The sequence below is a fragment of the Streptomyces sp. WAC03905 genome (genome assembly GCF_057371075.1).
The window spans coordinates 1-21,984 of record NZ_JBXYDZ010000004.1; the positions used below are offsets into that span (position 1 = coordinate 1).

Consider the following 21,984-nt stretch of genomic DNA (forward strand, 5'->3'; position numbering starts at 1 on the left):
AACTGCTGCTGAATGCGCTGCTATTGTGAGGATCTGTTGCAATCCCCTTGCCGCTTCGCGGCCTTCGGAAAGTGCTCCGCTTCTCGGGACCCCCTTCCCGGGGATTCCTGGATGGCTCTTCGCCGATTCCGAGAGGGTCACCGCCGCGCGGGAATCGGGTGCCGCCCCTGCCACCACCACCACCACCACCACCACCACCACCACCACCACCACCACCACCACCACCACCACCACCACCACCACCACCACCACCACCACCACCACCACCACCACCACCACCACCACCACCACCACCACCACCACCACCACCACCACCACCACCACCACCACCACCACCACCACCACCACCACCACCACCACCACCACCACCACCACCACCACCACCACCACCACCACCACCACCACCACCACCACCACCACCACCACCACCACCACCACCACCACCACCACCACCACCACCACCACCACCACCACCACCACCACCACCACCACCACCACCACCACCACCACCACCACCACCACCACCACCACCACCACCACCACCACCACCACAAAAAAAAAAAAAAAAAAAAAAAAAAAAAAAAAAAAAAAAAAAAAAAAAAAAAAAAAAAAAAAAAAAAAAAAAAAAAAAAAAAAAAAAAAAAAAAAAAAAAAAAAAAAAGGATTTCAGGCGCGCGCGCGCGCGCGCGCGCGCCCAGCCGAGAGAGAGAGAGAGCGCGCGCGCGCGCGCGCGCGCGCGCGCGCGCGCGCGCGCGCGCGCGCGCGCGCGCGCCCGGGAGGGCGCGCGCTGCCCGCCACCGGCTGCGCCGGGCGGCAGCGGTGGGGGGTGGCCGGGGTTTCCCTTTACCACCCCAGGAAGGGGGTGCGGGAGCAGGGGAAGCGAGGAGCCCGACGGCGGCCATCCGGCCCGCACCCCGGCGGGGACCAGGACGAAGGCCGACCCCGCCCGAGAAGGAACCGAACACTACCCGGGAAACGGGCCGGAGAATGCATCGCGAGCGTGCCTGTGTAGCGCCTGGGAAACCCTTCCAGTACCGGGGCGGGCCATCCGGTCAGGCGGTACGGGAATGCTTCAAAAAGCGGGGGTGGCTGAACTCTGGAACCAGCCTGCATCACCCCTGCATCAAACTGATGCAGCATGTAGCAGTGGCGGAAATGGGTGAGTCCCGCTCCTGCACACTGGACGGACCACGCGGCACCGGTCCGGAACGGGTGTTGCCCTGGTGCCGGACCGACCGCCACCAGGTCAGAACCACCACACGACACGGAGCCGGACAACCCGTCAGGAACCCCCGGGGAACGCCCCGGAGACGCCCGGAAACGGGCTCAGGAGCGGCCGTGCAAATGCTGCGCCCCGTACTCCGAGGCGGAAGCGGGGAGAGGGTTGCGCGTGCGGTCCGGGTGCCCGCGTGCGGGCGGCCCGGCGGGCGCTGGAGCCGAGGGGTCAGGTCTCGGCGGGGACGTGCAGGCCGAGCTGGACGGCCGCCAGGGCGACCGCGTCACAGGCGCTCAACGCCGCCCTGTCGCGGCCGGCCTCCGCACACAGGAGTTCGGCGCGCACCGCCAGGACCGGACCGCGCTACATGGGCGCCATCCGGCTTACCCGGGAAACGACACCGCCCTTCACCACTTGCGCGACACCGGCTCCGAAGAACACCCAGACCAGACGACACCACACCAGTGAAAACAGGTGACGCCCAGCAGTGAAGAACGCACGGCGCCCACCACCAGGACGGCGGAGGCGGGGCGGGGTTGCGCATACATGCGTGGCTCGGGCCGCCCGCGTGAGAGCGGCCCGGTGGGCGGGCGTGCGGGCGCTGGAGCCGGGGTCAGGCCTCGGCCGGGGCGTGCAGGCCGAGCTGGACCGCGGCCAGGGCGATCGCATCGCGGATGCCCAGGTACTCGCCGTCCCGGCCGGCCTCGGCACGCAGGAGTTCGGCACGCACCGTCAGCCGGTCGGCCAGCTCACGCTGAACGTCGGTCAGGTTCCGGCAACCCCGCCGCCGGCCCGCATAGTGATCCACACCCGCACCGTAAAGCCCTGTACGGCCCCGGCAGAGGCGAATACGCCCAGATGGGCGCCACCGACCCGCGAGATCATGTAATGTCCATCGTTCTCTTGGAAGGAATCCACTGGTGATGCGTAAATCTCCGGCCCCCAGACTGGCGCCGGGCCCTGAGCGTGACCGGGTCGCGGCAGAGCTGAAGGCGAGATACGAGGCGGGCGCCACGATCCGGGCACTGGCGAAGGAAACCGACCGGTCCTACGCCGGAGTACACCGCCTCCTAGGGCCTGTTGTGAAAGTGCTGGTCACAGCCATTCGTTGATGGCTGCGATCAGCACTGTCGCTTCGTAACGGACGGCGAGTTTGTCGTACCGGGTGGCGACGGCCCGGTGGCGCTTGAGCCGGTTGATCCCGCACTCGACCGCGTGCCGCTGCTTGTAGTCGTCCTTGTCGAACTTTGGCGGGCGCCCGCCGCGCGATCCGCGCTTGAGGCGATTGCGGACCCGGTCCGCCGGAACCGGGATGGTGGCTTTGATTCCGCGTCTGCGCAGGTAGGAGCGGTTGCTGCGGGAGTCGTAGGCCTTGTCTGCCCGGACCCGGTCTGGCCGCTTGCGCGGCCTGCCGAGCCCGAGCCGGGGCACCCGGATCGCCTCCAGGACCGGCTCGAACTGCGGGGAATCACCCCGCTGCCCAGCCGTGATCACCACCGACAGAGGCTTCTGCCCCTGCTCGACCGCGAGGTGGATCTTGCTGGTCAGTCCGCCACGGGAGCGTCCGAGACCGTGGTCGGCCGGCTCGACGAACACTCCGCCGGGCGGCTCCTTCTGGAGGTCCCCCTTTCTGCCGCCCCGGCGGCGTGCTGATGGGCCCGGCAGACGGTGGAGTCGACATTCACGTCCCAGGTGATCAGGCCCTTCGCATCAGCCTCGGCCTGGAGCCGCGTGAGGATCCGGGCCCACGTGCCGTCCCGCTGCCAGCGCCGGAACAGGTCATAGACCCGGTCCCACGGCCCATAGCGTTCGGGCACGTCCCGCCAGGGAGCGCCGGTTCGGGTCCGCCACCGTATGCCGTCTATCAGCTGCCGCCGTGTCCATACCTGCGGACGGCCCGGCTTGATGCCCGTCGGCAGCAACGGCTCAAGCCGGGCCCACTGGCCGTTCGTCAGATCTCCACGTCCCACGACAGGTGATCATCAACGAACAAGATCCACTTTCGCAACAGGCCCTAGCCGACGCCGGAACGCACTTCCGCCCACGCGGCGGCGTAATGCGCAGAGGACCGTTAACGGCTTCGCCGGACTCCGGGAAGGGAACCCCGGCAGCGCGGGAGCACTGACCTGGTGAAGTGACGGCTGATGGGCCGGTGCCGGGCACCGCGCTCGCACTACCCTCTGCCAGTGCTGGCCCTTGCGAACACGGGTTCGCAAGGCAGCCAGCGCGACGGACAGGCCCGCACCTCCGCCCCGGTCACGCAGGCAGCCCGACTCCACTACTGACTCCCCGTGCTTCACAGCACCGGCCCCTGTGACCGGCCCTGCCGGGCTTACCACCGGGCACGGGACAAAGGGGGTGCGCGGCGCGGTCCGGTTCGGTCTGCAGGGCGGGCCGGGGGCCTGGGATATACCCGGCCGGGATTGCAGGTGGAGTAGTGATCACTCGCCCGGAAGCCGGGATTCCATGATCACCTTGGGTCAACACAACAGGTTCCCCCTGCGGTGTCACGCGGGCCTGTCCCGGCTTCCTCGCTGGGGCCGCGACAGGCCCGCGCTCAACGGCAGCGCAAACCGGCCCCGGAACGGTTCACCGGCCACGAGTCTCATGAGCCGTCCCAGTGAGCACAGTGCTGTGGGTCTGTATACGCAGCCGGGCGCGCACCCTGCCCCTCAAGCCTGTTGTCCGTTTTCTTCATTTTTGGGTATTGCTTGCTCGGGGTTTTTGTGCTGCGGGGGCGTGTGATGGAAGCAGCAGACAAAGACGCAAGACTTCCGGCCCCACTGGACAGGCAGTGATCCCGATGACGACCACCACTATCTCCTCCACCAGCCCCCAGCCTCCCGTGCCGCGGGCCGCCGGGACCGGTGAGCGTGTCTTCGGCCTGCCGCTCGAGCACAGCCCGCTGGCCCCGGCCACCGCCCGCCACGCCGCCCAGGCCATCCTGGAATCCTGGGGCTTGGATGAGGAGCAGGTCTACGATCTGCTGCTGGTCATCTCCGAACTGGTCACCAACGCCGTCATCCACGCCCTGCCCCCCGTCGTCCTGCACCTGTACGCCGCCGCCGACACCACCGGCCACGTACAGGTCCACGTCAGCGACGGCGGACCCCAACCCACCACCACCGCAGCCGACTGCTGGGCCGCCGACCGGCCCGACGACGAACACGGCCGCGGTGGGAGCATCGTCACCACGCTCGCCGACTGCACCGGTGTAGAGACCGGCTGTGACACCGACGGCCTGATCGACCACTGGGCCACCCTCGACGCCGCATAACACCCACCTGCCATCCTGGACACACACCCCACCCCTGAACCACCCGGACTACCGGAAACACAGGGAAAACAGGGGCAAAAAGATCCGGGCCCGGTCATACGGGGAAAGCGGAGGCGGCCATGCGAGCAGAAGACCTGCTCCAAACCCACACCCTCTGGCACCGCGACACCGTCCACCTACGCCTGGCCGGCGAACTCGACCTCGCCACCGTCCCCCTCCTTGAAGCGGCCGCCGCCACCGCGATGAGCACCCACCCCCGGCGTCTCCACCTCGACCTCACCGACCTCACCTTCTGCGACACCACCGGTCTACGCGCGTTACACCAGCTCACCCACCAAGCCCACACCGCCCACATCCACCTCCACCTCACCGGCACCCACCCACGCCTGCACCGCACCCTCACCCAGCAGCACACACCCCCCACCCCACACACCCCCACCACCCAGCGCTACTGACACACCACACCAACACCAGCCGCCGCCCGTTATGTTTTTCGCGGTCCTGCAATGGGGCCGCTGGCCTCCGGGCCCGGTATGACTGTGTCCCTAAGAATGTTGGGCGGTCCGGGAGGACCGGGTGTGGCTGATGACTGTGTGCCGTTGATGGCTCGAGGGGAATGGCCGCCCGGTCCTCCGGGATGCTCCGACCACTGATTGAGAACTGCGGTCATCGCTGGTTAGGGACCTGTCGGCGGAGTGTTCTTCGGACCACGAATGTGCTGGTCACGGCGGAACGGAGCTTCGAGGGTGAGCGCGCGGCAGGCACGGATATGGGTCGGCATCGACGCCGGCAAGGGGCACCACTGGGCGGTCGCCATCGACGCCGACGGCGAGACGGTGTTCTCGACGAAGGTGATCAACGACGAGGCCCAGATCCTCACGCTGATCGAGACCGCCAGAGAACAGGCTGATGAGGTGCGGTGGGCGGTGGACATCTCGGGCCGAGCCTCGACCCTGCTGCTGGCGCTGCTCATTGCGCATGATCAGCGGGTGGTCTACGTACCGGGCACGCACGGTCAACCGGATGTCCGGCGTCTACCGGGGCGAGGGCAAGACCGATGCACGCGACGCCCGGGTCATCGCCGATCAGGCCCGCATGCGCCCCAAAGACTTCGCCCAGCTGGACATTCCGCAGGAGACCGTCTCCACGCTCCGGCTCCTGACGCACTACCGGGCCGATCTCATCGCCGACCGCGTGCGGCTGATCAACCGTCTCCGTGACCTGCTCGTCGGCATCTGCCCGTCCCTGGAACGGGCCTTCGACTACTCTGCGGCCAAGGGCCCTGTAATCATGCTGACCGAGTACCAGACCCCGGCTGCCCTGCGCCGGATCGGTGTGAAGCGGCTGACGATGTGGCTCGAACGCCGAAAGGTCCGTGGAGCCAACACCACTGTGGCCAAGGCCGTCGAGGCCGCGCAGTCCCAGCAGATCGCGCTGCCCGCTGAGAAGCAGGCCGCTAGGTTTGTCTGCGACCTCGCCCACCAGCTGGTGGCCCTGGACGAGAGGATCAAAGACAACGACGGGAGATCCGTGAGACCTTCCGTTCGGACGAGCGGGCCGAGATCATCGAGTCCATGCCCGGCATGGCCCGATCCTCGGGGCCGAGTTCGTCGCCATCGTCGGTGACCTGTCCGGCTACAAAGACGCCGGACGCCTGGCATCCCATGCCGGCCTGGCGCCGGTCGCCCGGGACTCCGGGCGCCGCACCGGCAACTACCACCGCCCCAGGCACTACAACCGGCGTCTGCGCTGGCTGTTCTACATGTCCGCCCAGGCCTCGATGATGCGGCCCGGCCTCTCCAGGGACTACTACCTCAGAAAACGGGCCGAAGGATTGCTGCACACCCAGGCTCTGCTGTCCCTCGCCCGGCGCCGGGTCGATGTCCTGTGGGCGATGCTCCGTGACGGAAGGCTGTTCACCTCCGCCCCACCCGTCACGCAGGCGGCTTGACTTCATCATTGAGATTCCCCTCTGTCGAACGGATGACCTGGGGGGTGGTGTCGCCGGGTCCGTGGGGTGCCGTCGGAGAAGCTGATGAGAGACCCGGCCACCGCCCGGCCCGGCGCAATGCCAGGCAGCTTGCGGGCGGCAGGTCTGCATAACGTGGATGCGCGAGCACGGTGCCACTGCCGAGGCCGGCACGGTCAACACCTGCGGAAGGGTGCGATGTTAGACACCGAAGGCATAGGCGTCTTCCTCGGGATAGACGTCGGCAAGACCGCTCACCACGGCCACGGGCTGACCCCGGCCGGGAAGAAGGTCTTCGACAAGCCGATGCCCAACAGCGAACCGAAACTGCGGGCCGTCTTCGACAAGCTCAAGGCCAAGTTCGGCACCCTCCTGGTCATCGTGGACCAGCCCGCATCCATCGGGGCCCTGCCGCTGACAGTCGCCCGCGATGCCGGCTGCGAGGTCGCCTACCTGCCCGGACTCGCAATGCGGCGGATCGCCGACCTCTACCCCGGCGAGGCAAAAACCGACGCGAAGGACGCGGCAGTGATCGCGGACGCCGCCCGGACGATGCCCCACACGCTGCGCTCGCTAGAACTGACCGACGAGATCACCGCCGAGCTCACGGTGATGACCGGCTTCGACCAGGACCTCGCGGCCGAGGCCACCCGCACCAGCAACCGGATACGCGGCCTCCTCACCCAGTTCCACCCGTCGCTGGAACGCGTACTCGGTCCGCGACTGGACCACCCGGCCGTCCCCTGGCTTCTGGAACGCTACGGATCCCCGGCCGCACTGCGCAAGGCCGGCCGCCGCAGGCTCGTCGAGCTGGTCCGCCCCAAGGCCCCGCGCATGGCCGCCCGGCTGATCGACGAGGTCTTCGACGCCCTCGACGAACAGACCGTCGTGGTCCCGGGCACCGGCACCCTCGACGTGGTCATCCCGTCGCTGGCCCGTTCCCTCGCCGCGGTCCACGACCAGCGCCGGGCCCTGGAAGCCCAGATCAGCACCCTTTTGGAGGCCCACCCTCTTCACCCGGTCCTGACCTCGATGCCGGGAGTCGGGGTCAGGACCGCAGCCGTCCTGTTGGTCACCGTCGGCGACGGGAGCGGCTTTCCCAGTGCCGCCCACCTCGCCTCTTACGCCGGCCTCGCCCCGACGACGAAGTCGTCGGGGACCTCGATCCACGGCGAACACGCACCACAAGGCGGAAACCGCCAGCTCAAACGCGCGATGTTCCTCTCCGCCTTCGCCTGCATGAACGCCGACCCGGCCTCCCGCACCTACTACGACCGGCAACGAGCCCGCGGCAAGACGCACACCCAGGCCCTCCTACGACTCGCTCGCCAGCGCATCAGCGTCCTGTTCGCCATGCTCCGAGACGGCACCTTCTACGAGTCCAGAACCCCCACCGTCACCCTCGCCGCATGACCACCCCAAAAACCCGCACACCAGGCACCACGCCCTTGACGAAGGACATAGAGACACCCCCCCCCAGACAGGCCCCGGAGCGCAGCAGACAACCGGCCCTGCACGGACACGCAGCGCGAACAATCCCGCGCGGGCGGCCGGGCTGGTAAGCGGGCGTGCGGACGCCGAGCCGGGTCACGCACCGGCCGGGACCTGCAGGCCGGGCCGAACAGCAACCAGGGCGACCGCATCACGGACGCTCAAGGCCTCACCGCCCCGGCCAGCCCCGGCGTCCAGGAGCCCGGCGCGCACGGCCAGACAGTCAGCCAGCTCGCGCCGAAGGCCGGTCAGGTCCGGCAGCCACGCCAGCCGACCCGCGCAATGCTCCACACCGGCACCGTAAAGCCGCGTGCGACACCGCACGGCCCTGACGGAGGCGGATACGCCCGGGATCTGGGCGCCAGCGAGGCGGGAGGGCGCCACAAAGGCGCGCAGGCGGCCTCTCGGGGAGGTGTCCGAAGGCTCACGTATACGCCCGGCGTCCCAAGCGCGCCGGGGCGCTGGTCAGTCTTCCGGTTGGGCGTGGTGCGTGGTGCGGAGGGGTCGACGGTGCAGCCGGGGCCGGGGAAGACTTCGGTTTCGTGTCCGTCGTCGTAGCGCACCCGGTACGGCGGCTCACCGGCCGGCCCGAGAACCTCCACCACCCTTACCCGGTGCCCGGCCGAGCCAACTTTCCGGCCCGGAAACCGCAGCACATCACCCTCGCTCACCCGCATCCCGGCACCCCTTCTTCCCTGCTGTCCCGGGCAGCGGGACAGGACGTGTCCGATGCCCTCAAGTGTGCGCCCGGTGCCCCAGGCCCGCACCAGGGAAAGACCGCCGCCGGAATCCGGTCTGCCGGCCTGGCCGGCTTCCTCGCTTCCGGCTCCCCGTTCGAACGAAACACCGGAGCCACAGTTCCCCGGGCCGGGCTGCCCGCTGTCACCACCTGCCCGGCATACGGTCCTGCCTTACCTCTCTTGACCGTGAATCCCAGGAGTCTCAATGAACCACCCCCTGCTCGACCTGACAGCTCTCTCTCCGGCCTGGGATCTGGAGGTTCTCCAGGCGGTCCGGTCCTGCGCGGCACCCTTGTACGCGGTGGCCTACCCCACCGGGCGAGACGGCTGGCAGGTGTCCCTGCTGGAACGACCCGACGCCGCCGTACGGGACCGCTTCCAGGCAGGCGGCACCTGGCCCCGCGCGATCGACCAGCAGCTCACCGACCGCGGCTACGTCGCCCTCGCCTCCCTGCTCTGCATGACCTGGACCCCCCTGCCCCGGGGCGGGCGGGGCTCCGAAGTCTTCCGCGATCACTACGACGGCCACACGGAAAGCTGGTAAACCCCGCCTCCTTCCCCACACAGAACCTTCGCGGCCGGATACCAGCGGCCTTTCGCCTTTCACACTCCTGCGCAGCTTCCCGGCCAGATCTTCCTCTTTCCTGGCTCTGCGCTGTCTGGAATCACGAGCCCGCGACGGGGCAGCATGACGTTACCGTCAGTGAGCGAATGTAAACATACGCATGCCAGGAGGAAGAGAAGATGGCACGAAGGCTGGAACGGGACGAGGCGCGCGGTGAGCGGGAGCGGGTGGTCGGCGCGTGGGCACGGCGGCTGGATGTGTGGGTGCTGCACTGCCGGGAGCTGCAGCACGCCTGGCAGCCCGCGCACGCGCAGCTGTGTGTGGACGGGGGCTGGGAGCGGGTGCTGGCCTGCTCCCGGTGCGGGAGCCGGAAGCGGCAGATGCTGGATGCGGCAGGCCGGCTGGTGGGCTCGCCCCGCTACGAGTACGCCGAAGGCTACCTGCCCGACCGCGAAGAAGCCCTCGGCCGCCTCGACTCCGAGGACCGCGCCGCCCTGCGCCTGGCCGTCATCCAGCGCCAAAACGCCCGCGTGTCAGCCGCCCCGGCACTCTGACCCCGGGCACTATCGTCAGGTGTGCCGCCTCAACGGCAGCCGGGCCGCGAACCGGACTCTTCCTCCCCTGTTCGCGGCCCGCCTGCCGCCATTTCCCGCTCCGCGAAGCGCACAGGCCCTGCGGCCAAGCAGCAGCCGGTGAGCGCCGGCACGGCCCACTGGGCCCAGGTCAGCCGCCTGCCGGCCTTGCCGAGATTAATGGGGTGCTTGCCGGTGTCCTCGGCGTCCTGCAGGTCGGTGGAAGAGGACAGCTTGGCCTTCCTGCCCAGGAGACGGGCGTAGACGGTGACGGCCGGGGCCACGGCGGTGACGATCGTCTTGGCCATGGCGGGAAGCAGCCATGCCCTGAAGTACTGGCTACTCATCCCCTCAGCCCCCTGAGCAGGGTCTCCTTGCCAGGAGAGCTGCCCAGCAGGGGCAGGGCCTGGGGAGATCCAACTCCTGCGAAGCAGCCGATGAGGACAGTCGCATTCCCCCTTGCGGCCCCACGTGTTACCTGACCACGTGCCTCATCCTCGGTGCGCCGGCACGGACAGCAGCCTCCTGGCCGCTGGCGCACCGAGCCTCCTTTTGGCCAGTTCGGCGGACACTCCAGCCCGCAGCACAACAGCTGCCAAACGGTGCTCCCGGCAGGACTCGAACCTGCGGCCAGACGCTTAGAAGGCGTCCGCTCTATCCACCTGAGCTACGAGAGCCAACCAGCAATGACCCGTGCTCCTGCGCTGCCCTCAACCCGCCGGCCAGCAGCACACGACATGCCCACTCCTCCAGGGTCCGGCAAATCTGCGCTACAAGACAACCGGACCACACACAGAGCTCACCCCGAAGAGCACGTGCCGACAGACCACGCACCCCTCAGCAGGTCTTGCCCAAAGACGCGGGCTGCCCCTCCGAGGGGCAGGGGCAGCCCACAGCGGCACCTCAGGGGTGTTCAGTGCCGCCTTCTCACCTTCATATTCATACGATCATGGAACCCCGACCGGTTCACGAGTGATCACTACTCACCCGCAGGGCCCAGCCATTCAGACGTCATGTGCAGACCGTCACGCCACTGGCTCACTGCTCTTGCAGCCAAACCGTTCTACGCGCGTTGTAGCAGGACACCAGCAAGGCCAGCGGCAGCGGCTTTCTCCACGCTGAACAGCACGGTCCGAGGCGCACGCGCAGGAATACGAGCAGACCCCACAGAGGCAGCCCGAGACGGAAGCGTGAAGGTATCGAAAAACGATGCAGACACCGAGATCAATGGAGCCGCCAGGACGAGAGGAATATGTGCAGCTCATGCGATGCAGCATGATCACGCATATGGTCTGATCGGGAGCAAAAAAAAGGGGGGGCGGTAGCTCAGTTGGTCAGAGCTGCGGACTTTTAATCCGTAGGTCGTGGGTTCGAGCCCCACCCGCCCCACAAAGCCTCTTCATCCCGGCTCCCAAGGGTGAAGCCTGAGCAGATCAGCGCAGGCCGCAGCCGCATGAAGGATCAGGCAGAGCCGGGGACAGAAGAGGCTTACTGGCCTGGAACCGGCAGAGCGCACCAAGGGCCCGGGACGGACAGCGGTCCCGGGTTTGGGGTCAGGCGTCACGTCACATTGCGGCTGCCGTCATCGCGCGACACATCTGCGCGCAGTGGCGACATGCCTCGGCGCAGCGCATCATCACCGGATCGTCCGGCATGGCCATACAGGCCTGTGCGCACATGTCGCAGATCTTGGCGCAGAGTTCGGCGATGCCGGCGGTCATGGGTGAGCGGCGGGTCATCATGTCCGCGCACATTCGGGTCATCTCCGAGCAGTCCATCACCGCCCGCATCACCTGCATCGACGGCGCGCTGGCCATCTGCATGCAGGCACTCATCGTCTCCTCACACACGCCGTGGCAGGCCATGCACGCCTCGATGCACTCCTGCATCTCCCGGCTCATCTCAGGCACCGCCCCAGCAGCAGACCGCTCCATGACTCCTCCTCGCACCACAGCACCCGAAATGGGCCCTTTGCCCTCTTATTCCACTTCTTCGCTCGCTTCCCCGCCACAGCAGACACAGGCACCCGGTACTCAAAGGGCGCATGAAGGCATCCAGTCGCCTGGCCGGTGAGCAGGGGGCCGTCTAGGGTCGCGGCATGCTGCGGTGGCGATGGCGGCGGAAGGGGGAACGGGAGGCTGCCCGCAGGGGAGCCGAACACGACCGCCGGTGCGTGCTGGTCGCGGCCGACCAGGTAATCACCCGTGCAGCCCGCGCAGCGGGGCAGGGCCCCGTCCTGCCGGCCGCGGAGGAGGTGCGGGCATGGGCGGCGGAGAACTTCCTCCTGGACGTCCCCCTCGGCATCGCGGCGCAGGCACTGAAAAAACGCCTGCGTCAACGCGGATACCAGTGAGTCGATGGCGCCTGTAGCCCGGAGATGACCAGGGTTGCGAGGACTGTGGGGGCGGCGGGAAGAAGCGGGAAGCCATGGGGGTGCGGCCCCGGTGCCGAGCGCGGGACCGGGGCCGCACAGTGGTGCGAGTCCGGTCGTGGGGCGGCCGGGCCGGTGCACGCGTCACACGGAACAACGCCCGGTGGTACGGAAAGGGCACGTACTGCATCCGCATGAAAGCCGCTCTCCGCGCGGCCGGAGAAGGGGGCCGGAGGCGGTTACTGCCGACTTGCAGCGCGCCGGGCCGGTGGCGGGCAGAGAAGACGGCGAAGAGTTGCTAGGGTTTTCTTGATCGCCTCATCAGTCAGGGGGCCATGTGCCGGGCTCTTCCGTCTCTGTCGTCTTGCACATGGCCCCCTGGGCGTCCACACCACGCACACCGGCCCGGGCCGCTCCGCGCAGGCAGGCAGGCAGGCAGGCAGGCAGGCAGGCAGGCAGGCAGGCAGGACAGACGAGACCGGGCCCGCGCAGTACGCCACCCTGCGGTTCCTGCTTTACCTGCCCCGCTACGACACCGAATCCTTCCCGGGCTTCCCGGCCGACAGTTTCCCTCCGTGCCCTGGACGGCAAGGCTCAAGGACTGCGTCCGACCCCGAGCCCAGGCCGCACCGGCCGGGAATAAAAACCATGGCCGATTTGTTTGCTTTGGCGTGATTCGCATACCCGCGCAGCGCTCTGGTCGGCCACCGGTCTACCAGGTGTTCCGCTGTACGCGCTGCCGCGACTGGGGCACCCTCGTCGCTCCCGACGGCCACGGCCTCATCCCCTGCCCCCGCTGCCGACCCGCCTCTCCTCCCGCGCCCGGAAACGGCCCCCGCCCGACCAGTCCCCGGGACTAAAGCGCACGCCGTACCGCTACTGGGATAGACAGCGCGCCGGGCAAAAGGGGTGGGACGGCCCGGCGGTACTGCGTCCCAGAGCACCTCGAGCCGCCGGGCCTAGCCTGCGCACGCCCTGCCGGCACAGGCTGAACGGACTCTAACCCGGTCCTTCACTTCCGGCCGCAGACGGGGTGCCGGACCGGGAGTGCCCAAACTGGTGTGCCAGAGCGTCCGCGGCATCATCCGCCCGGCTCTTCACCGTCGCGGCCTCCGCTCGCAGGACCAGACGCGCCGGTGCGGGACTCCCCAGCACTCCCCTGGCCCGAAGGTCCGCGAGACCGGGAAGACGCAGATTCGGCAGGACGTCGATCAGGTCGGCCTGGGCGGCACGGACGGCATACATAGCGCGCGGACCAGTACCAAGAGAGCGGCGGGCTGTCACCCCGGCATCGTAGAAGGTGTCCTCGCGGCCACGAGAAAAGCCTGCTGTGCGGCGGCGTGATCCGTGGCTGCCGGCCCGGGGTTCATCGCCAAGATTGTCATCACTCTGGCCTTCTGGAAGAAAAGGCTGATGAAGCCTCGTGGACAGGCTTCCTGCGGCCGCAGCGACAGAGTTGTTCATGCAGCACGGCCGGCGAGGACGGCCCGGTGCTCATCGCGGTGAGCGTTCTGTGCGGCCTCAGCGAGCGAACGCCGGCTCTGGGCATCATTCACGGCACCGTGCTCGCTGCACCTGACCTGGTAGCGGACACGGCCGGTACAGCCCGTCGCGGGATCACGAGGCTTACCGGAAGCAGTGATGGCATGCGAGCAGATACTGCCATCGCGGTGCTGCGGCTCAACCCAGATACGGATACAGGCCACGGAAGACCCCCTGCTCAGCCGAAAGAAAGCCATACCTCAAGAAAACTGACCATAAAGGAGACCATCGAACAGATCAAGACAGAGACTGCTGGCCAGAAACTCCTGGGCAGCACCGGCTGGACAGCACCTCCGTTCATAGTTCCGGAGAGCTCATACTGGCTCTGTCGATGACGAAGAGCAGCGCTTCTCGGGCGGTGCGGGAGGCGCTGCCCGCGCCGGATATCGATGGCTTCGGACAGCAGCCCGGTGCCGACTGGCAAGACGCCATGTACCGCTCGTCCGGGGCCCGGCACAAAAGCGCTGGCTACAGGCGTAGGTGACGACCCTCGTCCCGCCCTTGCCGAGTGTCGGCGGGTGCCTCCCGCTGTCGTCAGCATCGAGATCCAGGCGCGGGTGAGTGCCTCCCGAGGGTGTCGACAACCGCTGTCGTGTGGCGTCGACAAAGCCAGGCCCCGGACAAAAACCTGCTGGACGGCTGTACGAACATGGCTGCCGAACAGGACCTTCCGTACGGTCCGTGTCCGCGCATCGCGGCCCGGACACGGACCGCGTCTACCGCGACCGGCCGGTATCCCGCCGTGGCGTAGCGGGGGGAGGGACGGCCAGGGTATTGAGGATCATGGTCGGATGCAGGCCGGTCCGCTGGGCAATGTCCCGGACCGGCTCCCCGCACCGGCGAGCCTCGCGGATCGCCGCCGACAGCTCCCGGCGGGCCGCCTCCAGCGCCCGCCGCGCCGCGGCGACAGCAGCCGCAGCCGTCTCCAGATCGGATACGGCCTCTGCGAAGGAGCGGGAGGAAGGCGGTATGCCGGGCATCAGAACGGCGGTCCCTGCGCCGGGGCCTCTGGCCCGCCGTCCGGCGCGGCAGGCGGGGTGGGTCGGGTGGGGATGGCGGTGGCCCAGGGATCATCCGGCGCCGTCTCCCGCGACGGGGCGGGGCGGGTGGTACGGGTGATGGTGACCGTAGCGAACGTCAAAGCGGCACCGACCTCATCGGCCTCCAAAACGATCCGGGAGCGCTTCTCCCCCTCGGGGGTCTCCCACCGGTCGGTGCGCAGCCGGCCCGCCACCACCACCCGCGACCCTTTCGCCAACGACTCGGCCGTGTTCTCCGCCAGCTGCCGCCAGCAGCTGCAGTCCAGAAACGTCGGCTCACCATCCCGCCACGCGTTCGTCTCCCGGTCGAAGACCCGGGGGGGGGTGGAGGCCACCGTGAACCGGGCCACCGGCACCCCAGTAGAGGTGAACCGCAACTCCGGGTCATCCACCAGATTCCCCACCACCGTCAAAGGAAGCCCATTCCGCATACCGGTAAGCCTCCCACGGCCCACTGACACCCCGGCAGCCCGCCCGCAGCACCTGTCTTGTACTGCCGAGAAAACCAGCCGCCCCCTTCCCGCCAGGCCACACAGCCAGCAGGACCGGCACCAGCCAGCCACACCCGAGAACCACCCCTTTCACACTGCTGATGCGCAGGAAGCGGAGTGCGGGGGTCTTCAGGAGGCGGCGGGCTGAAGCGGGTCAGCTGCTGCGCGGTGCGCGCCGTTCAAGGAGGCGCTGCCGCTGGTGGGGGCCTAACCCCCGCACGCGGCGGCTGGGGGCTATCTGCAGCTCCTCCAGGAGTTGTCGGGCCCGGATCTTGCCGATGCCGGGGAGTGCTTCCAGCAGGAGGCGGACCGGCATCTTGCCGACCGCTTCGGAGTTACTGTCCAGCACCTCACGCAGCGAGATCCGGCCCTGCTTGAGAGCCTGCCTGACCTCAGCGCGTTCCTTGCGTCCGGCAACAGCCTTGGCCCAAGCGGCCCGGCGCTGCTCATTGTCCACCTGCGGCACAGCACCCATAAAGGACACCCCATTCTTTATCCAGCGGAAAGGGAAACGGGCCCATCATGACTCCTCCGCCACCGCTTTGACCAGCACGTTCACCAGCCCCCACAATGCCAGCGGCCAGAAGAAGCCCGTGCGGCCATGACGCCGCCCCGTTCCTGCCGCCCGGCTTACGCCAACGATCCGCCCACTCCCCCCGGACCACGGCGGACCAGGCTGCCCGCTGCCCGGTATGCGGCGCTACCACGCGCAGGCCGACAGGGCACGCAAGAGTGGCCCGCCGACCATCCGACGCCGGCCGGTATCACGAGCGAGAGCGCAGCAGGCGCGGTGAGCCGGTAGACAGATGCCCATCTGAGGCGACCGTGAACGCGGCCAGGGCGCCGGCCACATCGTCGGACAACTCCATTTACAGGTCACCGCCCTGGCAACGACACTGAGCCTTCGCGTCGGCCCACAGGGTTAGAACGCCTGGGAAAACCACCCTTGCGCAGATACGCGGGGTGCTTGTGATGGCCTGTCTGCGGGTATGAAGAACGCCCGGCTTCCGAGGGGCGATTGGGGTGGGGCGAAAGGCTCGCAGGCCAGGCAGAGGGCACACGCGATGCAGAGCGGGAGAGTGAGAGTTGGGGCGGCCCGGCGGTACTGCGTCCCAGAACAGCGTCCGGGCGCCGGGCCTGGCCCGTGCACGCCATATCGGCACGGGCTGGTACAGACCTTATCCGCCCCCGGCCTGGACCATGGCGCCGGGGCTCGCGGTAAGTCCCTCACAGCCATACAGATGCGCGTTCACCTGGGAAAACGACTTGTGAGCCTCATAGGTGGTACTCACCAAGGGTCCTGGTGGTATTGAGGCGGAACTCTAGGGTTGCCTGTCTCGTTGGTGGGGTGTGGCTGAGTCTGGGGATCTACGGCGGGTGGCGCCGGCGGGGCGGGAAGTGGTGCGGTTGCGGGTTGTGGCCGCGCTGGAGTCGGGGCAGGTGAAGGGGTACCGGCAGGCGGCAGAGGTGTTCCGGGTCGCCGAGCGGTCGGTGGGCACCTGGTGGCGTGCGTACCGGGCAGGTGGCCGGGAGGCCCTGGCCGTGCGGCGGACGGGGCGCCCTGGGCCGGACGAGCGGATCAGCATGGAGGAACGGGCCGTGCTGTTCCAGGCGATGGCCGACTACACCCCTGAGGAACTTCTGATCGGCGGCCCGCTGTGGACCCGTCCGCTGGTTGCCGAGCTGGTCCGGATGGTCACCGGGAAGGCGATGACCGAGCGCGGGGTCGGCAAGTGGCTGCGCCGGCACGGTTTCTCCCCTCAACGCCCGGACCGGCGCTCGTACCGGCAGGACCAGACGAAGGTGACCGCCTGGCTGACGGAGGAGTACCCGGCGATCGCCGCCCAGGTGAAGGAGGAGGACGCGGTCGTGGCCTGGGTCGACCAGTGCGGGCTGCGTTCGGACACCGCTCCGCCCGGGACCTCCTGGGCTCCGAAGGGACAGACCCCGGTCGTGAAGGTCTCCGGTCGGCGGTTCAGGGTCAACATCATGTCCGCGATCACCGCGCGCGGCACCGTGTACTTCACCGTGTTCACCGAGAGGTTCACCGCGAAGGTGTTCACCGGCTTCCTGGACCGCCTCGCCCGCCAGGCCGGGCGCAAGGTCCACGTGATCGCCGACCGCCACCCCGTCCACCGCTCCAAGGCCGTGACCGCGTGGCTGGAGACCAACCGCGACCGCGCCGAACTGCACCTGATGCCCGGATACAGCCCCGAACTCAACCCCGACGAACTGCTGAACGCGGACATCAAACGCCACGTCCACGCCGCCCGCGCCCGCTCAGCTGACGACCTCGCCCACGAGACCCGCCGCTTCCTCCACCGCCGACAGCAACAGCCCCACCACATCCGCGGCTACTTCCACGCCCGCCACGTCCGCTACACCACCGAATAGGCAACTGAACAGTTCCGCCTCAATAAGTCAGGTCGACTCCGGTTCACCACAGGGGCAGAGCCGGTTCAGGTGCGGCGGCGTCCGAACAGGCCGCCGCGGACCGGCTGCTGTTCGGGGACGGTTTCGGCGGCGGCGCGGCGGCGGTCGTTGAGGCAGGGTCGGCACTCGCCGCCGGGCGTCAGGCCGTCGTCCAGGTACACCGAGCGCTCGCAAGTCGGGCAGGTCCACTTCGCGGCCTCCAGGGCGCGGCGCCTGGCCTCGTACTCACGGTTCTTGCGGTCCTGTTCGGCCTGGCGGGCCTGGCGGCGCGCCTGGTCGCGGACCGAGTAGGCGCGGTAGTCGTCGGGGTTGTCCAGGGCGTCGGTGAGGGACTGCAAGACGGGGTGGCCGTAGCGCCACCACACCGGTCCGTGCGGGCCGTGGATGACGAGCTGGCGCAGGGTGGTGGCCAGGAGCGGGATGGTGCCGGTGTAGTCGCGGTAGCCGTCCGGCTTCTCGCCCTCGGGGGTGTAGCCGTCGGCTATCCACTCGCCGCGCCAGTGTTCGCGGGCGAGGGAGCCGATCTCGCGCATCCTCGCCCGCATGGCTTCCTTGCCCATGTCCTTGGTGAAGACCAGGGCGACGGGCGGATAACCGTCGCGGGGGCTGTCGGGCCACACGGTCCGCCACAGCGGCACCTCGAGGCCGGTGCCGGTGCTGGCGGGGACGCGGCGGGCGAAGAACCGGCGGTAGCGGGCGACCTTGTCCGCGACGATTCCCGGCCCTTCGGTGCCGTTGTCGACCTCCACGAACAGCAGCGGCACGTCGTGGCCGGGGGGCGAAGACCATGTCGGCGCACAGGCTGCCCCGGGCCGGGGAGAGGAACGTGCCGCCGACCGGCAGCGCTATCTCCGCGGACCAGGCGACCAGCGGTCCCAGTCCTTCCGGCCGGGCGGTCGGCTGATCGGCCGGCTATTCGGCGGGCGGTGCGGGGGCGAACTGGTTCTTGCGGACGGGCGGCTGTGTCGGCTCGGGCGGCGTCTGGAGGAAGGCGGCCAGGACGTCGGTGACGGCGCGGACGTGTTTGGCGCCGGAGGCCGCCGCGGCTTTCGCCGTGCCGCCCATCTCGCGGGCCGGGCGGTCCAGGATCACGGCTGCCGCGTCCAGTCCGGCCTGGGTGAGCGTCCAGAGCTTCTCCGTGGCCCGGACGCCCGCCTCGTTGACGCGTACGGCGCTGCCCGGGGAGATGACGAGCTTCTCGGCCTCGAGGTCTTTCAGGCCGCCGCGCACGGTCGCTGCGTCCTTCGTTCCCGGACACATCAGCCGCCGGATCTGATCGGGTGTGGCGACCTTCACCGCGCCGAGTGCTTCCAGGCACATCGTGCGCGTGCGGCCCGTCGACCCGTACCGGCGCACTTTCGAACCGCCCACCCCGATCGCCTCCCCGTTCCCGGCCCCCGCGTCCATACGGGCGGCCCCTCTGTCCTGACTGATCATGCAATACAGAGGGGTGTCGAGGCGCACCCGGGTGGGGAGAACGGGCGCTGAACTGGGCAAACGTGTGCCGGGCAAGCCACAGGCACCGCAGGGGGAACGCAGGGAAGACCACAGGGGAGCAGGAGGCTTGCCCAAGACCCCTTGACCGCCCCGGCCCGGCAACGCCGGAGGAGTGGACCGACGCCCGAACAAAGCCGGGCCGGGGCGATCGGCATGCACAACGCCGCCAGCGCCGAATGGTCACCGCCCCCGGGCCGGACCGGTGTCGCGCCGGCTGTCCGGGCCGGGCCGCAGCAGGCAGCATCCGGGCAGCACCGGAGGTGACATCGAGGCAGCACCCGTCAGCACCGGACCGTCATCGAATGCTGAGCGGTGCTACCCCTGTGCTACCCGTGATGCGGGTCCTGATCAGGGAAAACACCGAGAACCGGGAGGCGGAGAAATCCCTCGGTAGCCAGGCCGGACAAGGGGGCCCTCGCCTTCGATCCCAAGGGCCGGGCAGTCACACCAGCGCGGTAACACAAGGCGCAGGCGGGGGTTGTGGGGATCGGCGCACGTCAGCCGTGTGACTAGCAGGTGGTGTGAACCGCTGTGTGACAACCGGCGGGGCGTTTCAGCCGGTGCCCGGGTCGGCCGGGCCGGGACCGAGACGGCGCCGGACGGGCCGGAGTTCCAGGAGCCCGCCGACCTCGAGGACGGGGCCCGGGGCCGGGGTCGGGTGCGGCGGTCCACTTCCCGGCGGCGGCCCGCTCCGTCGCGCTCCTCGCCCTCGGATCACGGGCGGGCAGGACGGGCGGGTCGGCGCGGCCGGTGCCGAGAGGCCGGCGGGGTGCGGTACTCACCGCACCAGTCTCCCGCCACCATGACCGCAGCGGTGACGAGCGGCTGTGACGGTGGGAGCCGGGGCGCCCCGTACGGGCATGCGCAGGCACGCTCGTACGCGTACGTACGCGTGTAGGACGGCTCTTCGTTCACCCGGCCCGGGGCGGGTGAACGAGTGAACGGATGACGCCCACCGGGGCGCGGACCGGGGCCGGGGTGCCGGCCGACGAGGTCGCGTCCTGGATCGCGCCCTCGGTCGCATCCTGGGTGCCGCCCCGGGTCGCGCCTTGGATGCCGCCTCGGGTCCCGTCGCCTTCAGGGCGGCGTGGCGCCGGAAGGCGCGGTGACCTGCTGTGCAACCGGCGATCCGGGCGGCACGCCGCGCCGACTACTTGTCCCTGGGGCTCTTGACGACGCCCCGGCCCGCAATCCAGGCGACGGGCGGCGGGCCGCTGGGACCCGTCGTGGTGTCCGTCGTGCAGTCCGTCAGCGGCCCATCGTGGCGTGGATCCACGATGAGCCCACGACGGATCTTTGACAGACGCCTATGACGGACCTGACCGGGCACTACACCGAAAACCCGGGCGAGAGGGAAAACGGCCCGCTCCCGAGCGGGGGCGGGCCGGTGGTCAGAGCTTCAGCGCGGCGGCCACCGCGGCGACGAACAGGGCGCCGAAGGCCACGGAGAGGCCCGGCGGGGCGGCGAGGCGGGGGTGGAGCCAGACCAGGTAGACCGGCGCCGACAGCACCGCGAAGCCGGTGATGAATAGGAGCAGCAGGACCAAGGCGGTGGTCGTGGACATGAAAGGTCCCCCTCGAAGTGGGTGTGGGATGCCGGCCGGTTCAACGCGGCGGTCCGCACCCTGACCCGGCGGGAAGCTAGCCACGCAACCCCGGCAGACTCACCGACCCCGGGCGCCCATTCAATAGATGACGGAAGACCCGAGAACATGGCGAACGGCTCGCACCACCACCCAGTTGGTGCAAGCCGTTCGCGAACCCGAGAGCCGGCCGGAGCGGGGGGAACCGGCCGGCTCTTCCTTCACAGGGGGTCCTGTGGACTCCACACCCGCACACCCCCGAACCCCGCACCCATCCCCCCCAACTTTCCGGGGAAGGGCCGACCGGGGCGCCCCGGGGCGCAGAGCATCGGCGTGCTCCCGGCCGGGCGCGGCGGAGGAAAGGGCAAGAGGGTGGGGCGGCCCGGCGGTACTGCCCCCTGAGAGCAAGCCCCCTGGGCGCCGGGCCTCACCCTCGCACGCCATATTGGCACGGGCTGCACCGGACCCTAGCGGCCGGGCCCGCTGCGGTCACATCCTGGGTCCCGCCCTGAGTCGCATCCTGGGTGCTGCCCCGGGTCACACCCTGGGTTGCGTCCTGGGTCGTGCCGCTTTTTCCGCGGTGGAGCCCGGATTGGCGGTCTGACCTGGTGTGCAGTCGTGGTTTCCGGTCAGGCGGCACGCTGACTACTTGTTCCTGCCGCCCTCCGGCACGGACAGCTCGTCGGCAGCAGGGCAGGTCGGGCTGGGACCGAGACGTCGCCGCGCGGGCCGCTCCCCGAACGTCGGCTCGCCACCGGGCGCGGGATCGGGCTCAGCGGTCCACTCCCCGGCAGCGCGTTCGGCGGCGCTCCTCGCCCTCGGATCGCGGGCGTTCAGGGCGGGCGGGTCGGCGCGGCCGGGGCCGAGAGGCCGTCGTGGTGCGGTACTCACCACCCCGGTCTCCCGCCCCGCTGCCGGGCGCCTGGCAGCGGGGCGAACGGACGCTCAGGCGGTGCCCGGGGTGAGGGCGGGAGTCACTGGACACAGTCGCGGCCGCAGCCGGGCGGGCACGTCTCGCCGGTGCCGTACCGGTCCAGTGCGCGTTCGGCGTTCACCCGCACACGGCCCTCCTCGGTGAGGACGCTGACGAACCTCTCGTACAGCTTCGCGCGCCGCAGGGGTCTGTGCCGAAAGGCGGGGTTACGAGGGAAGGACGTGCGGCATGAGTACGAGTCGTCCGCTACTGACCCAGCGCGA

The 21,984-nt window shown here is 69.1% G+C and carries 19 protein-coding genes, 2 tRNA genes and 2 pseudogenes; 11 read left to right on the plus strand and 12 right to left on the minus strand.

Features of this window, described 5'->3' with window-relative positions; translation table 11 throughout:
* Positions 1 to 552: hypothetical protein (locus tag AC2RP6_RS37115; protein WP_486450595.1), on the minus strand; the 552-nt coding region annotated here is incomplete at its 3' end.
* A gap of 1,277 nt (positions 553 to 1,829) precedes the next feature.
* A complete protein-coding gene (locus AC2RP6_RS37120) occupies positions 1,830 to 2,024 on the minus strand; it encodes a hypothetical protein (protein WP_486450596.1) in 195 nt (64 codons plus the stop codon).
* A 115-nt stretch (positions 2,025 to 2,139) separates the two neighbouring features.
* Between AC2RP6_RS37120 and AC2RP6_RS37125 the strand changes: the two genes are divergently transcribed.
* Complete coding sequence (locus AC2RP6_RS37125; protein WP_486450597.1) at positions 2,140 to 2,328, plus strand: helix-turn-helix domain-containing protein; 189 nt, start codon at positions 2,140 to 2,142, stop codon at positions 2,326 to 2,328.
* Here the strand turns inward: AC2RP6_RS37125 and AC2RP6_RS37130 are convergent.
* Positions 2,312 to 3,186, minus strand: a protein-coding gene (locus AC2RP6_RS37130; RefSeq protein WP_486444384.1) for an IS5 family transposase whose coding sequence is annotated in 2 segments (ribosomal slippage) — positions 2,312 to 2,793 and positions 2,793 to 3,186 — 876 coding nt in all. Because the reading frame shifts where the segments join, the coding sequence is not laid out codon by codon here. The two genes, AC2RP6_RS37125 and AC2RP6_RS37130, sit on opposite strands and share 17 nt — an antisense overlap.
* An 833-nt stretch (positions 3,187 to 4,019) precedes the next feature.
* On the opposite strand from AC2RP6_RS37130, the gene AC2RP6_RS37135 reads away from it, so the two are divergent.
* From AC2RP6_RS37135 to AC2RP6_RS37150, 4 genes and pseudogenes are all read left to right on the plus strand, one after another.
* Positions 4,020 to 4,493 carry an ATP-binding protein gene (locus AC2RP6_RS37135; RefSeq protein WP_486450598.1) on the plus strand — a complete coding sequence of 158 codons (474 nt, stop codon included), beginning with the start codon at positions 4,020 to 4,022 and terminating at the stop codon, positions 4,491 to 4,493.
* A 119-nt stretch (positions 4,494 to 4,612) separates the two neighbouring features.
* A complete protein-coding gene (locus AC2RP6_RS37140) occupies positions 4,613 to 4,948 on the plus strand; it encodes an STAS domain-containing protein (protein ID WP_486450599.1) in 336 nt (111 codons plus the stop codon).
* Between the two features lie 258 nt (positions 4,949 to 5,206).
* Positions 5,207 to 6,444, plus strand: a pseudogene (locus AC2RP6_RS37145) (IS110 family RNA-guided transposase).
* Positions 6,445 to 6,660: 216 nt separating this feature from the next.
* Entirely contained in the window at positions 6,661 to 7,875 is a 1,215-nt protein-coding gene (locus AC2RP6_RS37150; protein WP_486450600.1) for an IS110 family RNA-guided transposase, read from the plus strand.
* Between the two features lie 581 nt (positions 7,876 to 8,456).
* Here AC2RP6_RS37150 and AC2RP6_RS37155 read toward each other — a convergent pair.
* Positions 8,457 to 8,630, minus strand: a pseudogene (locus tag AC2RP6_RS37155) (DUF1918 domain-containing protein); the annotation flags it as partial.
* A gap of 268 nt (positions 8,631 to 8,898) precedes the next feature.
* On the opposite strand from AC2RP6_RS37155, the gene AC2RP6_RS37160 reads away from it, so the two are divergent.
* Both AC2RP6_RS37160 and AC2RP6_RS37165 read left to right on the plus strand, forming a co-directional pair.
* On the plus strand, positions 8,899 to 9,237 hold the full coding sequence (locus AC2RP6_RS37160; RefSeq protein ID WP_486450601.1) for a hypothetical protein: 339 nt from the start codon (positions 8,899 to 8,901) through the stop codon (positions 9,235 to 9,237).
* Between the two features lie 200 nt (positions 9,238 to 9,437).
* Positions 9,438 to 9,812 (plus strand): hypothetical protein, encoded by a 375-nt coding sequence (locus AC2RP6_RS37165; RefSeq protein ID WP_486450602.1) that lies wholly within the window; start codon positions 9,438 to 9,440, stop codon positions 9,810 to 9,812.
* Between the two features lie 29 nt (positions 9,813 to 9,841).
* Here the strand turns inward: AC2RP6_RS37165 and AC2RP6_RS37170 are convergent, their stop codons facing one another.
* A complete protein-coding gene (locus tag AC2RP6_RS37170) occupies positions 9,842 to 10,177 on the minus strand; it encodes a hypothetical protein (RefSeq protein WP_486450603.1) in 336 nt (111 codons plus the stop codon).
* 256 nt (positions 10,178 to 10,433) lie between these two features.
* Positions 10,434 to 10,507 (minus strand) — tRNA-Arg (locus tag AC2RP6_RS37175).
* A 638-nt stretch (positions 10,508 to 11,145) separates the two neighbouring features.
* On the opposite strand from AC2RP6_RS37175, the gene AC2RP6_RS37180 reads away from it, so the two are divergent.
* Positions 11,146 to 11,219 (plus strand) — tRNA-Lys (locus tag AC2RP6_RS37180).
* 176 nt (positions 11,220 to 11,395) lie between these two features.
* Here AC2RP6_RS37180 and AC2RP6_RS37185 read toward each other — a convergent pair.
* Positions 11,396 to 11,764, minus strand: a complete 369-nt coding sequence (locus AC2RP6_RS37185) for a four-helix bundle copper-binding protein (protein ID WP_486450604.1) — start codon at positions 11,762 to 11,764, stop codon at positions 11,396 to 11,398.
* A gap of 239 nt (positions 11,765 to 12,003) precedes the next feature.
* Between AC2RP6_RS37185 and AC2RP6_RS37190 the strand changes: the two genes are divergently transcribed.
* Together AC2RP6_RS37190 and AC2RP6_RS37195 are read left to right on the plus strand one after the other, a co-directional pair.
* A complete protein-coding gene (locus AC2RP6_RS37190) occupies positions 12,004 to 12,183 on the plus strand; it encodes a hypothetical protein (RefSeq protein WP_486450605.1) in 180 nt (59 codons plus the stop codon).
* A gap of 1,508 nt (positions 12,184 to 13,691) precedes the next feature.
* Complete coding sequence (locus AC2RP6_RS37195) at positions 13,692 to 14,078, plus strand: hypothetical protein (RefSeq protein ID WP_486450606.1); 387 nt, start codon at positions 13,692 to 13,694, stop codon at positions 14,076 to 14,078.
* 644 nt (positions 14,079 to 14,722) lie between these two features.
* Here AC2RP6_RS37195 and ssb read toward each other — a convergent pair.
* Positions 14,723 to 15,190: a single-stranded DNA-binding protein gene (gene ssb / locus AC2RP6_RS37200; protein ID WP_486450607.1), complete on the minus strand. Its 468-nt coding sequence runs from the start codon at positions 15,188 to 15,190 to the stop codon at positions 14,723 to 14,725.
* A gap of 238 nt (positions 15,191 to 15,428) precedes the next feature.
* On the minus strand, positions 15,429 to 15,749 hold the full coding sequence (mihF, locus tag AC2RP6_RS37205; RefSeq protein WP_486450608.1) for an integration host factor, actinobacterial type: 321 nt from the start codon (positions 15,747 to 15,749) through the stop codon (positions 15,429 to 15,431).
* A gap of 926 nt (positions 15,750 to 16,675) precedes the next feature.
* Between mihF and AC2RP6_RS37210 the strand changes: the two genes are divergently transcribed.
* Complete coding sequence (locus AC2RP6_RS37210) at positions 16,676 to 17,668, plus strand: IS630 family transposase (RefSeq protein WP_486450609.1); 993 nt, start codon at positions 16,676 to 16,678, stop codon at positions 17,666 to 17,668.
* Positions 17,669 to 17,733: 65 nt separating this feature from the next.
* On the opposite strand, the gene AC2RP6_RS37215 is transcribed toward AC2RP6_RS37210, so the two are convergent.
* From AC2RP6_RS37215 to AC2RP6_RS37225, 3 genes are all read right to left on the minus strand, one after another.
* Positions 17,734 to 18,471, minus strand: coding sequence for a hypothetical protein (locus tag AC2RP6_RS37215; protein ID WP_486450610.1), 738 nt, complete (start codon positions 18,469 to 18,471; stop codon positions 17,734 to 17,736).
* A gap of 148 nt (positions 18,472 to 18,619) precedes the next feature.
* The gene (locus AC2RP6_RS37220) at positions 18,620 to 19,144 is read right to left on the minus strand and encodes a replication-relaxation family protein (protein ID WP_486450611.1); all 525 of its coding nucleotides are present in this window, start codon (positions 19,142 to 19,144) and stop codon (positions 18,620 to 18,622) included.
* 1,451 nt (positions 19,145 to 20,595) lie between these two features.
* Positions 20,596 to 20,769, minus strand: a complete 174-nt coding sequence (locus AC2RP6_RS37225) for a hypothetical protein (protein ID WP_486450612.1) — start codon at positions 20,767 to 20,769, stop codon at positions 20,596 to 20,598.
* Positions 20,770 to 21,984 lie beyond the last annotated feature (1,215 nt).